The 14361-nt window shown below is 67.2% G+C and carries 15 protein-coding genes and 1 tRNA gene; 9 read left to right on the top strand and 7 right to left on the bottom strand.

Features of this window, described 5'->3' with window-relative positions; genetic code table 11:
* Positions 1–125 precede the first annotated feature (125 nt).
* The 4 genes from QNO00_RS14345 to tmk form a co-directional block, all read right to left on the bottom strand.
* Positions 126–201: transfer RNA gene (locus QNO00_RS14345), tRNA-Thr, on the bottom strand.
* A gap of 101 nt (positions 202–302) precedes the next feature.
* On the bottom strand, positions 303–1889 hold the full coding sequence (locus tag QNO00_RS14340; protein ID WP_284024988.1) for an alpha/beta hydrolase: 1587 nt from the start codon (positions 1887–1889) through the stop codon (positions 303–305).
* A gap of 64 nt (positions 1890–1953) precedes the next feature.
* The gene (locus QNO00_RS14335; protein WP_284024987.1) at positions 1954–3096 is read right to left on the bottom strand and encodes a DNA polymerase III subunit delta'; all 1143 of its coding nucleotides are present in this window, start codon (positions 3094–3096) and stop codon (positions 1954–1956) included.
* Positions 3093–3737 (bottom strand): dTMP kinase, encoded by a 645-nt coding sequence (gene tmk / locus QNO00_RS14330; protein ID WP_284024989.1) that lies wholly within the window; start codon positions 3735–3737, stop codon positions 3093–3095. Before tmk ends, QNO00_RS14335 begins: the two co-directional genes overlap by 4 nt.
* Before the next feature lie 76 nt (positions 3738–3813).
* Here tmk and QNO00_RS14325 point away from each other — a divergent pair, with 76 nt between their 5' ends.
* Both QNO00_RS14325 and QNO00_RS14320 read left to right on the top strand, forming a co-directional pair.
* Positions 3814–4995 (top strand): trans-sulfuration enzyme family protein, encoded by a 1182-nt coding sequence (locus tag QNO00_RS14325; RefSeq protein WP_229968033.1) that lies wholly within the window; start codon positions 3814–3816, stop codon positions 4993–4995.
* Between the two features lie 9 nt (positions 4996–5004).
* Entirely contained in the window at positions 5005–5325 is a 321-nt protein-coding gene (locus QNO00_RS14320; RefSeq protein ID WP_284024986.1) for a DUF2516 family protein, read from the top strand.
* A 43-nt stretch (positions 5326–5368) separates the two neighbouring features.
* Here the strand turns inward: QNO00_RS14320 and QNO00_RS14315 are convergent, their stop codons facing one another.
* The gene (locus tag QNO00_RS14315) at positions 5369–6091 is read right to left on the bottom strand and encodes a class I SAM-dependent methyltransferase (RefSeq protein ID WP_229968036.1); all 723 of its coding nucleotides are present in this window, start codon (positions 6089–6091) and stop codon (positions 5369–5371) included.
* A 223-nt stretch (positions 6092–6314) separates the two neighbouring features.
* Here QNO00_RS14315 and QNO00_RS14310 point away from each other — a divergent pair, with 223 nt between their 5' ends.
* Complete coding sequence (locus QNO00_RS14310; protein ID WP_229968038.1) at positions 6315–7067, top strand: phosphoglyceromutase; 753 nt, start codon at positions 6315–6317, stop codon at positions 7065–7067.
* A 93-nt stretch (positions 7068–7160) separates the two neighbouring features.
* On the opposite strand, the gene phoU is transcribed toward QNO00_RS14310, so the two are convergent.
* Positions 7161–7823, bottom strand: a complete 663-nt coding sequence (phoU, locus tag QNO00_RS14305) for a phosphate signaling complex protein PhoU (protein WP_229968040.1) — start codon at positions 7821–7823, stop codon at positions 7161–7163.
* A 183-nt stretch (positions 7824–8006) separates the two neighbouring features.
* Between phoU and QNO00_RS14300 the strand changes: the two genes are divergently transcribed.
* Together QNO00_RS14300 and QNO00_RS14295 are read left to right on the top strand one after the other, a co-directional pair.
* Positions 8007–9239, top strand: coding sequence for a sensor histidine kinase (locus tag QNO00_RS14300; protein ID WP_284024985.1), 1233 nt, complete (start codon positions 8007–8009; stop codon positions 9237–9239).
* On the top strand, positions 9236–9922 hold the full coding sequence (locus QNO00_RS14295; RefSeq protein WP_284024984.1) for a winged helix-turn-helix domain-containing protein: 687 nt from the start codon (positions 9236–9238) through the stop codon (positions 9920–9922). Before QNO00_RS14300 ends, QNO00_RS14295 begins: the two co-directional genes overlap by 4 nt.
* Positions 9923–10060: 138 nt before the next feature.
* Here the strand turns inward: QNO00_RS14295 and QNO00_RS14290 are convergent, their stop codons facing one another.
* Complete coding sequence (locus QNO00_RS14290) at positions 10061–10648, bottom strand: hypothetical protein (protein ID WP_229968046.1); 588 nt, start codon at positions 10646–10648, stop codon at positions 10061–10063.
* A 268-nt stretch (positions 10649–10916) separates the two neighbouring features.
* Here QNO00_RS14290 and QNO00_RS14285 point away from each other — a divergent pair, with 268 nt between their 5' ends.
* From QNO00_RS14285 to cysS, 4 genes are all read left to right on the top strand, one after another.
* Positions 10917–11399, top strand: a complete 483-nt coding sequence (locus QNO00_RS14285; RefSeq protein ID WP_104055910.1) for a CarD family transcriptional regulator — start codon at positions 10917–10919, stop codon at positions 11397–11399.
* Between the two features lie 120 nt (positions 11400–11519).
* Positions 11520–12284 (top strand): 2-C-methyl-D-erythritol 4-phosphate cytidylyltransferase, encoded by a 765-nt coding sequence (gene ispD, locus QNO00_RS14280; protein ID WP_229968048.1) that lies wholly within the window; start codon positions 11520–11522, stop codon positions 12282–12284.
* A 3-nt stretch (positions 12285–12287) separates the two neighbouring features.
* Positions 12288–12797 carry a 2-C-methyl-D-erythritol 2,4-cyclodiphosphate synthase gene (gene ispF / locus QNO00_RS14275; RefSeq protein WP_229968050.1) on the top strand — a complete coding sequence of 170 codons (510 nt, stop codon included), beginning with the start codon at positions 12288–12290 and terminating at the stop codon, positions 12795–12797.
* A 40-nt stretch (positions 12798–12837) separates the two neighbouring features.
* On the top strand, positions 12838–14292 hold the full coding sequence (cysS, locus tag QNO00_RS14270; RefSeq protein ID WP_284024983.1) for a cysteine--tRNA ligase: 1455 nt from the start codon (positions 12838–12840) through the stop codon (positions 14290–14292).
* The last annotated feature ends 69 nt before the right edge of the window (positions 14293–14361 follow it).

Genomic DNA, 14361 nt, shown 5'->3' with positions numbered 1-14361 from the left:
CCGCCGCCCCCCGTCAGGCGCCGGGGGGGGCGCGCCCGGCCCCCGCCCCCCCCACCTCCTGCCGGGTGGCCGCCTGCGGGCAACGAAAAAGCCCCTGGAAATGAAATTTCCAGGGGCTTTTTCTGTGGAGCCTCCTGCCAGAATCGAACTGGCGACCTTCTCATTACGAGTGAGACGCTCTACCAACTGAGCTAAGGAGGCGGGCTTCAGCTGTCCGCTAACGGCCAGAATCCACAAGGAACTACTTTATATGCCGCGGGGCGGATGGTCAAAACGCGGTGTCCGCGCCGGCCCCGCTGATCCTACGAACAGACGGTGTCGTCGGCGGGCACCGTGCCGTCGATGAAGTAGCTGTCCACGGTGTCAGCGATGCACTGGTCGCCGCGGCCGTACGCGGTGTGGCCTTCGCCTTCCCAGGTGACCAGGGTCGCCGAATCCAGCTGCTCGGCGAGGGCAACCGACCACTCGTAGGGAGTGGCCGGATCTCCGGTGGTTCCGATGACCAGCATGTCGGCAGCACCGGGAGCCTTGATCTCATGCGGTTCGTTGACCGGAACTGCCGGCCATGCCTCGCAGGTGATGCCGCCGTAGCCCAGGTACTTGCCGATGGTGGGCGAGGCTTCCCGAAGCTCCTTGGCGTCCAGGCGCATCTGTTCGTCGTCACTGGTCATCGGATAGTCCAGGCAGTTCACGGCGCTGAACGCCACGGTGGTGTTGGAGCCGTAGCTTCCGTCGGCCTCACGGTCGGCACTGAGATCAGCCAGGTGGAGCATGGGGGAGGGATCTCCCTTCAGCGCGGCTTCGAGGGCCTGCGTCAGCGCGGGCCAGTTCTGGTCGTTGTACAGCGGCACGATGAAGCCGCTGACGAAGGTGGAAACGGTGACCACCCGCCCGTCCTTCGCCGTCATCGGGCTCGCCTCGACGGAGGCGATCAGGGCGCGGATGGTCTCGACGGCCTGCTCCGGCGTACCCGACAGCGGGCAGTCGCCGGAGGTCAGGCAGTCCTCCACATAGGCGCGGATGGCCTTTTCGAAGCCCGCGGCCTGTCCCAGGGTAATGTCCTCGTTGCTCGCTGCCGGGTCGAGTCCGCCGTCGAGCACCATGCGCCCGACATTCTGCGGAAACAGCTCGGCATAGGTCGCGCCCAGGAACGTTCCGTAGGAGAACCCCAGATAGTTCAGCTTGGAATCGCCGGCCACGGCACGCAGGATATCCATGTCCCGGGCGGCACTGACCGTGTCCACAAAGCCCAGCAGGTCGCCGGAGTTCTCGGCGCATTTGTCGGCCAGCTCCTGCGCGCTGGCCCGGGAGGCCTCCAGGCCTGCCGGGGTGGAGGGGTCCAGGTACTCGGCGCGGGACTCGTCCAGCTCGGCGTCGGTCAGGCATTCCACGGGCGTGGAGCGGCCGACGCCGCGGGGGTCGAAGCCCAGGACGTTGAAGTTCTCGCGCAGCCGCTCGGAGGTCACGAAGTCCACTGACTCGGCGACCACGTCGTAGCCTGATCCGCCGGGGCCGCCGGGATTGAGCAGGACGGTTCCCTGCGCGCTGCCGTCGGACTCCGCCAGGATGACGGCCAGCTCGATGCTCTTCCCGTCCGGATCGGAGTAGTCCATCGGCACCTCCACCGTGGCGCAGCGGAACCCGCCGGCGAAACTGGCTTCGCACTCTCCCCAGCTGACCTCCTGGCCGTAATACGGCAGCAGGTCTTCGGGAACGTCGCCGATCACATCCGCCGCAGCGGCGGTCGGACTGGCAGCCGACGTCGACGGTACCGGCTCAGCACTGTCCTCCGGTGCGCTGTCTCCGGTGCACGCGGTCATGCCCGCGAGGACGACGACGGCGGACGCTGCAGCCAGCGCGAGACGGGGAAAGCGGCTGGCTGGGGTCATCGTTGCTCCTGATGGGATGGGAGTTTCTGGTGTGCCGGCGAGGAGGACATTCCAATCCGCGCGGTTATAACAGGCTAACCGCCATGGCCTCGATGGCCAGCAGCGGCGCCACGTTGGTGGAGACCAGGCGCCGCCGGACCACGTTGATCTCCTCCATGCGCAGCAGGGTCTGCTCCGGCGAGCCGTGCGAGGCATACTCGGTCAGTTCCTGCCGCAGCGATTCGTTGACCAGCTGCTCTCCGCTGCCGAGCTGGAGCATGAGGACGTCCCGGTAGAAGGACAGCAGATCGGTCAGCGCCCGGTCAAAGTAGTCGTTCTTGGACCGTTTGGCCCGGCGCACCTGGTCCTCCTCCAGCCGCTTCACCTGGCCGCGGATCGACGGCGGAACGGTGCCGGTTTCCGGTGCGCCGAGGGAGGCCAGCAGCGACGCCCTCTCGGCGGCGTCGCGCTGCTCGAAGGAACTGGTGGCCTCGGCTTCGGCCAGGGCCACCAGGTCGGCGGCGGCCTTCATGGCGCCGGAGACGTTGCGCAGGGACAGCGGCAGCCGCACGATGGATGCGCGCCGGCTGCGGGCGCCCTCGTCGGTGGCCAGCCGCTTGGCGATGCCGATGTGGCTCTGCGCGGCCCGGGCCGCCTCGCGGGCAATATCAGGATCGATGCCGTCGCGGCGCACCAAAAGATCAGCCACGTCCTCCACGGGAGGCAGGCGCAGGCTCACTGCACGGCAGCGCGAGCGGATGGTGACCAGGACGTCGCCCGGGCTGGGTGCGCACAGCAGCCAGATGGTGCGGGGCGGCGGCTCTTCGATCGCTTTGAGCAGCACATTGGTGCTGCGTTCCTGCATGCGGTCGGCGTCTTCGACAATGATGACGCGCCAGCGGCCGGTGGAGGGCTTGTCCTGGGCCTTCCGCACCAGCTCCCGGGCCTCCACAATGCTGATGGTCACCTTCTCCGTCGTGACGGACGTGACGTCGGCATGGGACCCCGCCATCGCCGTGCGGCAGGCCTTGCACTCTCCGCAGCCGCGCAGCGCCGGATCCGGGGAATCGCACAACAGGGCAGCGGCGAAGGCCCGGGCCGCATTGGACCGGCCGGAACCCGGCGGGCCGGTGAACAGCCAGGCGTGGTTGGGGGTTGCCTGGGCGGCACCGCGGCGCAGCTGGTCGACCACCGGGGCCTGGCCCTGAAGATCATCCCAGACAGTCACGGCAACAGCTCCTGCACCCGGACCAGGATGGCGGCGGCCAGGTCATCCACCGGCCGGGCGGCGTCGAGCACCAGGTAGCGTGCGGGATCGTTTTGGGCCTGTTCCAGGAAGGTGCGGCGGATGCGCAGGTGGAAGGCATCGGGTTCGGATTCCATCCGGTCCTCGGTTGCCTGATTTGCGGTGCGCCGCAGCCTGCCCTGCCCGGGGTCAACATCGAGCAGCACGGTCAGGTCGGGGGTAAAGCCCTCCGTGGCCCAGACGTTCAGCTGCCGGACGTCCTCGGTGCCCAGGGAACGTCCCGACCCCTGATAGGCCACTGAACTGTCGATGAACCGGTCACACACCACCACGTCTCCGCGTTCCACGGCCGGCCGGATCACCTGGGTCACGTGTGCGGCCCGGGAGGCGGCGAAGATCAGGGCCTCGGTGCGCGCGTCGATCTCGCCGTTGCCGTGCTCCAGCACCAGCGAGCGCAGTTGCTCGCCCACCGGGGTGCCGCCGGGTTCGCGGGTGCGGACCACGGACCGGCCGGTCGACTGCAGCGCGGCAGTGAGCTTTTCGGCCTGCGTCGATTTGCCGGCTCCGTCGCCGCCTTCGAAGGTAATGAACAGGCCTGGCCGGCGGGCGGAAGAATTCGAAATACTCACCCGTCTAGCCTACCCAGTTCGGCCGGCGACACATTGGCCCCGCGTTTCGGCAGGGCACTACGCTGAACAGATGAGTCCTGAGCCGAAAAGCCATTCCTCCGCGAATCTCTCCCGCGAGACCGTCGCAGTTTCCGCCGGTCGTCCGGCGCGTGAGCCGGATGCGCCGGTCAACCCGCCGATCGTGCTCTCCTCGACCTTCCACGGCACCGGGACGCCCGCGCCCGGAGACCGTGTGTACGGCCGCTTTTCCAACCCCACCTGGGATCCGTTTGAGGAGGCACTGTCCGAGCTCGAGGGCGCGGCCCTTCCGGCGCTGGTCTACTCCTCGGGACTCGCGGCGGTGGCGGCGGCCCTCTCCCTGGTTCCGGTGGGCGGAACCCTGGTGATGCCCCGGCACAGCTATCAGGGTTCCCTGCTCCTTGCCGCCGGGGAGGCAGCCACCGGCCGGTTTACCGTCCGCACCGTGGATATCGCGGACACCAACGAGGTGGTGGCAGCGCTCAACGGTTCGGACGGTGCCGGGGCCGCCGGAGCGCCCGCCAGCATGCTGTGGATTGAAAGCCCCACGAATCCCATGCTGGAGGTCGCTGAAATCGACGTGCTGGCTCGGGCCGCCCGCGACGTCGGCGCCGTGGTGGTTGCCGACAACACCTTTTCCACACCCCTGGTGACCCGCCCGCTGGAGCTCGGCGCCGACGTCGTCCTCCACTCGGTCACGAAGTACCTCGCCGGGCACTCCGACGTGGTGCTCGGAGCGCTGGCCACCTCCGACGGAGAGCTGCGCGACCGCCTGCACAGCTACCGTTCGCTGCACGGATCCGTGGGCGGCCCGTTCGAGGTATGGCTGGCGCTGCGGGGGCTGCGGACCCTGGCACTTCGGGTGGAGCGCTCGCAGGCCACCGCCGGGATTCTGGCGCAGCGGCTGCTCGAGCATCCAGCGGTGGAAGCGGTCCGGTACCCCGGGCTGCCGGGCGACCCCGGCCATGCGCGGGCAGCCAAGCAGATGGACGGATTCGGATCCATCATCTGCATCGAGGTGGCCGGCGGAGCGGCGGCGGCGGAAGCTGTGGCGGAAAACGTCCGGCTGTGGCTTCCGGCCACCTCACTGGGCGGAGTGGAGTCGCTGATTGAGCGGCGCCGCCGCCAACCCGCAGAGCCCGTGTCGGTGCCGGAAAACCTGCTGCGGCTGTCGGTGGGCATCGAGCACGCCGAAGACCTCTGGTCGGACCTGTCCCAGGCGCTGGCGCGGTAGGCTGAAACCGTGATCTACGTCTTCCTCCTTGAGCCCCTGTTCTACCAAGCCCTGGGCCTGGCCACGCTGGTGATGGCTCTTTGGGCGCTGTCCGATGCGGTCCGGCGCAAGCCTGCCGCGTTCGACGCCGCCGGCAAGCGCACCAAGGGTTTTTGGCTGGCCCTGACGGGAGGAGCGGCGGCAGTTGGAATACTGGGCACGCTCAGTCCCGGATCCCTCCTGCCCTTCACCCTGGCCGGCCTTGTCGCGGCCAGCGTCTACCTGGCCGACGTCAAGCCGTCCATCGGCGGTTCCGGCCGAGGCTCCTCGGGCCCGTACAACCGCTGGTAGCCCCGCGCCAAGGGGGATAGCTGCGTCAGGCAGTGCCCCCGCTTCAGGCAGGCTCGACGGCGTCCCAGGCGACGGTGATTTCCCCCAGGCGCCAGCGGGCCGGACCCGTCAGCAGCGGCCAGCCCGACGCACGCAGGTCAGCACACATGGCGAGCCAGCGCTGCCGGTTGCCGTAGGAGGCCTGCGGAGCCGCCAGCAGCCATGACTGGTCCATGGCCTGCAGGAGGGCATGGATTTTCTCTCCCGGAACGTTGCGGTGAATCAGTGCCTTGGGCAGCCGCTCCGCCACATCCGAAGGCAGCGCGAACGCGCCGAACCGCAGCGAGATGCTCAGCGACAGCGGCCCGGTTGAGTCCAGTTCAACCCACGTGGAGCGCCTGCCGATTTCGTCGCAGGTTCCGTCCACGAAAATGCCTCCGGCAGCGAGCCGGGACCGGACCATGTCCCAATGGGCGCCGTATTCGTCTTCGGAATACTGGCGCAGGACGTTGAACGCGCGGACCATGACCGGCCGCCGTCCGTCCACCGGCAGTTCGAATCCGCCCTGCCGAAACGACAGGCCTTCCCGCTCCAGCGATTTCGCTGAGCGCACCCGCGCCGGATCGATTTCAATGCCCACGACGTCGACATCCGGGCGGATGCGGCCCAGCCGGGTGTGGAGTTCAACGGCGGTGGTGGGGGCGGCGCCGTAACCGAGGTCAATGATGAGCGGGTCCGCGGCGCGCCTCAGCCTCCAGCCCTGCGGACCAGCAAGCCATCGATCCACACGCCGCAACCGGTTCGGGTTTGTAGTGCCCCTGGTCACATTTCCTACGGGTTTTTGCGGCTTTTTCACCAAACAATATTACGGCTCGGCGAACACCTCTCCGGACACTGCCGGCGGCGCCGGCGCCTGTCACGGCCGGGCGGTGACTGGAACGGCGCCGGCGGAGCGCCAGGGGCGGTCACCGGCCTGCCCCGGTCCCGGGTCCTCCGTTACCATGACTTATATGACTTACAAACTGATCCTTCTGCGCCATGGCCAGAGCGAATGGAATGAGAAGAACCTGTTCACCGGCTGGGTGGACGTGGATCTGACGGACCTGGGCCGGGCCGAAGCCCTCCGCGGCGGCGAGCTGCTGGTGGAGGCCGACATCCTGCCTGACATCCTCTACACGTCGCGTCTTCAGCGGGCCATCAACACGGCCAACATCGCCCTGGGTGCTGCTGACCGCATCTGGATCGATGTGAAGCGCAGCTGGCGCCTGAATGAGCGTCACTATGGTGCGCTCCAGGGCAAGGACAAGGCACAGACCCTCGCTGAGTACGGTGAAGAACAGTTCATGCTGTGGCGCCGCTCCTACGACACCCCGCCTCCGCCCCTGCCTGACGACAGCGAGTTTTCCCAGGCCCACGATCCCCGGTATGCGGACCTGGCTTCGGACGAGCTGCCCCGCACCGAGTGCCTCAAGGATGTTCTCGAGCGCTTCCTGCCCTACTGGGAGTCCGACATCTCACAGGACATCAAGGCCGGCAAGACGGTCATGATCGCCGCCCACGGCAACTCGCTGCGCGCCTTGGTCAAGCACCTGGACGGCATCAGCGACACGGACATCGCGGCCGTCAACATTCCCACCGGCATTCCGCTGGTTTATGAACTGGACGAGAACCTGAAGCCGGTCAAGGCCGGCGGCACCTACCTGGATCCGGAAGCCGCAGCCGCCTCCATCCAGGCCGTGGCCAACCAGGGCAAGAAGAAGTAAGCTCCCGCACCGGTAAGCACAGCAAAGACTAAGGGCGGCCCCGCGGGGCCGCCCTTAGTCTTTGAAACTCTTTGCTGAACGTGCTGGCGGAACCTAGCGGCTGGACTCCGACATCGGCTGCCACTCGCCGGTGACCAAATAGTTCACCTTGCGCGTCACGGAGACGCCGTGGTCGGCGAAGCGTTCAAAGTAGCGGCTGGCCAGGGTCAGGTCCACGGTGCTGACCGCCGACACCTGCCAATCGGGTGCGGCCACGGCCTTGAAAACACTGGCATGGAGCTCATTGATCCGGGAGTTGCAGGCGTAGATTTCAACGCTCAGGTCCAGATTCCGTGTTTCCAGGAGCTCGGTGAGCAGCTCGGAAATGCGGATGTCCAGGCGGGCCATCTCGCTGAAGGTTTCCACCATGGGATCCGGAACCACGTGCTCGGGGTAGCGGAGGCGGGCCAGCTGGGCGATGTGCCGGGCGAGGTCACCCATCCGTTCCAGCGATGCACTCATCCGCAGGGATCCAACAATCATGCGCAGGTCACTGGCGACCGGCCCCTGCAGGGCGAGGACGTCGATGGCGCGTTCGTCGAGGTCATTCTGGAGGAAATCAATCCGGGCATCGGCGGCGATGACATCCTGCGCCAGCTCGGTGTCAGCACCTTCGAAGGCGAGGGTGGCTTTCTGCATCGCTTCGGTGACGAGCTCGGAAATCTGGGTCAGCTCTTCGCCAATCTGATGAAGCTCGGCTTGGAAAACCTTACGCACTTCGGGTCCTTTCACTTATGCAGCACTCGTCCAACGTCCCTGCAGCTGCTTGTCACGGCCGCATTGGCAGGATTTCAGTTGAGGGTTAACCGTTGGGCATCTTCAGATGAACGTTAGTTTAACGCAGGGACTTATGCCACCGCGGGTCCTCCCGGGTCTCGCCGGTCAGCCTAAGCTAGGAGAGTGAATCCTGTATTGCTGGGCTTGGTTGCCGGGATCCTCGGCCTGGCCGTGGGAGTGTCCGGTGTGCTCGCGTATGTGGCCAGCCGGCATCAGCGCCGGGAGCTGGCCGCCGACGACGACCCGGCCATCCCTGACGGAGCCGCCGAGGTGCTGGCCGTCATCGGGCGCGCCTACATTGTGGTTGACGCGGTCGACGGCGTGATCCGGGCCAGTCCCGGCGCCTACGCCTTCGGCCTGGTTCGCGGGCACACGCTGGTTCCGCCCGAGCTGCTGGAGATGACGGGCCGCGTTCGCCGCGACGGCGTCATCGAAGAGCGGCAACTGGAGCTGCAGCGCGGCCCGCTGGGCCAGGGCAGCACCATTCTGCAGGTCAGGGTGGCCACCGTGGGGGAGGAATACATCCTCATCCTGGCGGACGACCGCACCGAAATCGCGCGCACCGAGGAAGTCCGCAACGACTTTGTTGCCAACGTGTCGCACGAGCTGAAGACCCCCGTCGGCGCCATCTCACTGCTCGCCGAAGCACTGGACGACGCTGCCGGAGATGAGGAGGCGGTGCGCCGCTTTGCCGCCAGAATGAGCAAGGAGTCTGCTCGGCTCACGGCCCTAGTGCAGGACATCATCGAACTGTCGCGCCTGCAGAGCACCGACATGGTGGACCGGGCCCGCGAGGTGGACATCAACCAGCTTGTCGCCGACGCCGTCGAAGCCAACCGGCTGCCCGCCGAGAACCGGAACACCACCGTCGTCGTCGGCGGCTCCGTTGAAGGGTCCGTCTACGGGGACGCGAAGATGCTCACCACTGCCTTCCGCAACCTGATCGACAACGCGATCCGCTACGCGCCCGCCGGCAGCCGGGTGGGCGTGGGGCTGCGCTCCCGGGACGGCATGGCGCAGGTGGCCGTCACCGATCAGGGGCCGGGAATCCACCCCGAAGACCAGGAGCGGATCTTCGAACGCTTCTACCGCATCGACAGCGCACGGTCCCGGCACACCGGCGGAACCGGCCTGGGACTGAGCATCGTCAAACATGTGGTGTCCAATCACGGCGGCGAAATAAACCTCTGGTCCCAGCCGGGGCAGGGGTCAACGTTCACCGTGCGGCTGCCGGAAATGGAGTCCGCAGAGACGCCTCCGGCCCGGTTGCAGGACCGCGCCCCGGCAGGGCCCAGGTCCAGCAGGGTGTCTCCGCCGGCCGGCGGAGACATACACGAACAAGGAGTCAGCGCTTGAGCAGCATCCTGATTGTCGAAGACGAGGAATCCTTCAGCGATCCTCTGTCCTACCTGCTGGGACGGGAGGGCTTCGACGTCCGCGTGGTGGACAACGGCGCCGACGCCGTCATCGAGTTCGACCGGCACGGCGCAGACCTGATCCTGCTGGACCTGATGCTGCCGGGCCAGCCGGGCACCGAGGTCTGCCGGCAGATCCGCCAGCGCTCCGACGTTCCGGTCATTATGCTGACTGCCCTGGACGGGGAGATCGACAAGGTGGTGGGCCTGGAAATCGGCGCCGACGACTACGTCACCAAGCCGTACAGCTCACGGGAGCTGCTGGCCCGGATCCGGGCTGTTCTTCGGCGTCGCAGCGACGGCGGCGACCTCACGGGGCCCACCGTGGAGGCCGGGCCGGTGCGCATGGACCTGGACCGGCATGTTGTGACCGTCAACGGCGTCGACACCCCGCTGCCCCTGAAGGAGTTCGAGCTGCTGGAGATGCTCCTGCGCAACTCCGGCCGCGTTATGACCCGCGGCCAGCTGATCGAACGGATCTGGGGCGCCGACTACGTGGGTGACACGAAAACCCTCGACGTGCACGTCAAACGCCTGCGCGGAAAGATCGAGCCGGATCCGTCCCTGCCCCGGTACCTGGTGACAGTGCGCGGTCTGGGGTACAAATTTGAAACCCGATCCTGAAACTCACGCATAAGTTCTTCGGCCACAGGAATGCGGCCCCGAGGAATTCGGCCCACAGAAAGAGGGACCCGGCTCAGCCGGGTCCCTCTACCTGAGTTCGCTGCGGTGATGCGGGCTTCGCGCCGCGCCGTGGGCCGGTTAGTGCGACGCGGCCGGTTCCGTCGCCACGCCCGTGTCGGCGCCGGTGTCCTGCTCAGTGTCAGCCTGGTCCGACGGAAGCATGGTGGCCATGTCCGACGGCGTTCCGGCCGGCGTCGGCAGGTACTCGCGGTAGGACTCAAGGGTGCCGTCAACAACGGGAACGTCCAGGTCCACGGTCTCCGTGCCGTTGCTGGCGTCCGCCCGCAGGCCCGTGCCGGGCAGCGTGTCGACGTTGGGAACCGTTACCTCGGAGGAGGGAGTGTCCTCGAAGACCACTTTGTCTCCGGCGCCGATGTTCCACGTCAGCGTGGTTCCGCCCAGGGCCAGTGAAAAGTCCACGGCTTCGGGAGAAGCGTTCACCACGGTGCCGAGCAGACGGCCGGCTTCGCCGTCGCCGTTGCTGACCACCAGGATGTTCCGCAGCTCAACTTCACCGACATTTTCGACGATGCCGTCCGAAGGCGAGTACTCGCGTACCGTTGCCTGCTCGTTCACTGCGCTGCAGCTGGAGACTCCCAGTACGGCCAGCGCAATTACACCGGCGGCAGCAGCTCGCTGCGCACGGTTCTTGGGTGTGAATCTCACAGCACAAAACTCCTGGGGTGTTGCGGTCTCGCGACCTGCGGCTATCTTTTGTGCCTAGCCTATCGGCAAAGAGCCAAAATGTTGGATTTTCATGCCCCCGCGGAGGTATGTGAAAGACACCTCCGCAGAGACATCGCCGCAGGTGGGAATGCGGACCGAGGGCCGAATACTACCTACGCGGGTCACGATCCGGTACCTGACCTGCGAAAACTCTTCTCGGCGTGTCGCGCCCATGGTAAACTGGAGGCTGGGAAAGGGGAAAGTCCACATGGTTTTTGAGGTTGGCGAAACAGTTGTTTATCCTCACCACGGTGCCGCGAAGATCGAAGAGATCAAGATGCGGACCATCAAGGGCGAAGAGAAGATGTATCTCAAGCTTAAGGTGGCACAGGGTGATCTGACCATAGAAGTACCGGCTGAGAACGTCGATCTCGTTGGAGTGCGCGACGTAGTGGGCAAGGAAGGCTTGGAGCACGTGTTTGATGTGCTGCGTGCCGAGCTCACCGAAGAGCCCACCAACTGGTCCCGCCGGTACAAGGCAAACCTGGAGAAGCTTGCGTCCGGTGACGTGGTGAAGGTGGCCGAGGTTGTGCGTGACCTCTGGCGCCGCGACCACGACCGCGGCCTTTCTGCAGGAGAAAAGCGCATGCTCGCAAAAGCCCGCCAGATCCTGATTTCGGAACTGGCACTGGCTGAAAAGACGGACGAAGACCAGGCCGCAGTTGTCCTGGACAAAGTTCTGGCAAGCTAACCGCACGGCGTCATCGAACAAAGCAGCACCACGGCACGCTGCCGGTCCTTCGGGGCCGGCATTTTGTCTTTAAGCAGCCTGCTTTTAACCGGCGCTTTCGCCGGGCACTAGGCTGAAGGGGTGTCTTCAACAGTTTCCCGCGAGCAGCGGATCGGCGTCATCCTCGTAGCAGGCGGATCGGGGCAGCGGCTGGGCTACGGCATCCCCAAGGCCCAGGTGCCGCTGGCCGGCGCCGCCCTCCTTACCCACGCCCTCCGCGGAATCGAGGCCTCCGGGATCGCCGCAGCGATCAGCGTTGCCGTACCGGCAGGTGACACCGTCATGCGGTCCCTGTGCCGTGATGCCGGGGCCACCGGCACCCTGACCGTGGTCGACGGCGGCGCCACCCGCGCCGATTCCGTCCGGGCCGCCCTGCAGGCCCTTCCTCCGGACCTCGACGCGGTCCTGGTCCATGACGCGGCACGGGCGCTGACGCCGCCGGAGGTCTTCCGGCGGGTGGCTGCCGCGCTGGCGGCCGGCGCCGCCGCTGTCATCCCCGCTGTGGCCGTGACCGACACGGTAAAGACCACGGCAGCCACTGCCCCCGAACAGGCCGGCATGGCCGCGCGCGTGGTCACCGGCACCCCCGACCGCTCCACGCTCCGCGCCGTGCAGACGCCGCAGGGCTTCGACGCCGCCCTGCTGCGCCGCGCCCATCACGCTGCCCGGGAATTCGACGAAGCCCGCGCCGCAGCCGTGACCGACGACGCGATGCTGGCCGAATCACTGGGAACACCGGTGTACGTCGTTGAGGGGTCAGAGCTTTCGCTGAAGATCACCACCCCGCTCGACCTCCTGCTGGCCGAAGCGGTGCTGGCCCGCAATTCCGACAACTCCAAGGACTGACCGATGGCAGCTGTGAACCTTCCCCGCACCGGCGTCGGCGTTGACGTTCACGCCTTCGCGCCCGACGACGCCCCGCGCCCGCTGTGGGTGGCAGGAGTCCTTTGGGACGGCGAGCGCGGCCTGGCCGGCCACTCCGACGGCGACCCGGTGGCCCACGCCGCGGCCGACGCACTGTTCTCCGCAGCCGGACTCGGTGACCTGGGCACCCACTTCGGCACCGACCGGCCCGAATATGCCGGCGCCTCGGGCACCACCCTGTTGGCGGAAGCGGCACGGATCGTCCGCGGTGCGGGATTCGAGATCGGCAACATTGCTGTCCAGCTGATCGGCAACCGGCCCAAGTTCGCGCCGCGCCGCGCCGAAGCCGAAGCAATCCTGAGCGGAGCGGCCCAAGCCCCGGTCAGCGTCTCGGCCACCACCACCGACGGCCTCGGCTTCACCGGCCGCGGCGAGGGCATCGCCGCGGTGGCAACCGCCGTCGTCGTGCGGGTCGAGGGTACCTTTGCGTCATAGAAGGCCCGGCGCGGCCCGGAAGGCGCGATAGCCTAGAGCGGTGAGCTTGAGATTCTATGACACCGCAACTGCGCAGGTCCGCGACTTCGTTCCCCTGAAGGAGGGCGAGGTGAGCCTGTACTACTGCGGCGCCACCGTGCAGGGCATGCCGCACGTGGGGCACATCCGCTCCGCCATTGTGTTCGACCAGCTCACCCGGTGGCTGCAGTGGCGCGGCTTCCGCGTCACCACGGTCCGGAACGTCACCGACATCGACGACAAGATCCTGGCCAAGGCCGCGGACTCGGTGGGCGCCGAATCGTCGGCCGGCGTCGTTCCCGACGAGCCGTGGTGGGCGCTGGCCTACCGCTTTGAGCAGGAATTCGCAGCAGCCTACGACACCCTCGGCGTGCAGCGGCCCACCTACGAGCCCCGCGCCACCGGCCACATTCCGGAAATGCACACGCTCATCAGCCGCCTCATCGACGCCGGCCACGCCTACCCCGCGCTGGACGAGTCCGGCGACGTCTACTTCGATGTCCGGTCTTGGAACAAGTACGGCTCACTGACCCGGCAGAACATTGACGACATGCAGGCAGCGCCCGACGCCGGCCCCCGCGGCAAGCGCGACCCGCGCGACTTTGCGCTGTGGAAGGGCCACAAGGAGGGCGAGCCCGAAACCGCGGCATGGGACAGCCCCTGGGGCAAGGGCCGCCCGGGCTGGCATCTGGAGTGCTCGGCCATGGTCACGAAGTACCTCGGCCCGCAGTTCGACATCCACGGCGGGGGCCTGGACCTGCGCTTCCCGCACCACGAGAACGAGATGGCGCAGTCGCAGGCGGCCGGCGACGGTTTCGCCAGTTTCTGGATGCACAACGGCATGGTCACCTTCGAGGGCGAGAAGATGTCCAAATCCATCGGCAACACCGTCAGCCCCGCGGAAATGCTCCGCGAGGCCTCACCGCGAGTGGTGCGCTATTACCTGGGCCAGGCCCACTACCGGTCCGTGCTGGACTACCGGCCCACCTCCCTGCAGGAAGCCGCGGCCGCCGTCGAGCGCATCGACACCTTCATCAGCAAGGCCCGAGCCAGGGTTCACGGCACCGGCGACTCCGGCTTCGTCCCGAGCAGCGGTTCCATGCCGGCGGCCTTCGCCGAGGCCATGGACGATGACCTCAATGTGCCGCAGGCCCTCGCCGTCCTGCACGAAACGGTCCGCGCCGGCAACACGGCACTCGCCGAGGGAAATGTTGCAGCGGCCCGGGAGGCCCTGCACGCGGTGCTCACCATGACCGCGGCACTGGGACTCGACGCCGTGCAGCAGCCCGCACGCTCCGCCGGGCCCGAGCACCGGGCGCTGGACACCTTGATCCAGGCGCAGCTGGAAGAGCGGCGCGCCGCCCGCGCCGCGAAGGACTGGGCCCGCGCCGACGCCATCCGGGATTCACTGGCCGCGGCCGGCATCACAGTGGAGGACACCCCGGACGGGGCCAGCTGGACCCTGGCCGCGGGCTGAACGGAGACCCGGAACCAGGCCCCGGTTAGGGCCTGATTTAGCTTTGGGAGTACACTCCCAACGCGTGTG

The organism is Arthrobacter sp. zg-Y1219 (assembly GCF_030125545.1).
In the GTDB taxonomy this organism is placed as follows: Bacteria; Actinomycetota; Actinomycetes; order Actinomycetales; family Micrococcaceae; genus Arthrobacter_B.
Note: the sequence above shows the minus strand (reverse complement) of the source record. Positions and strands in the feature narration are given on the sequence as shown.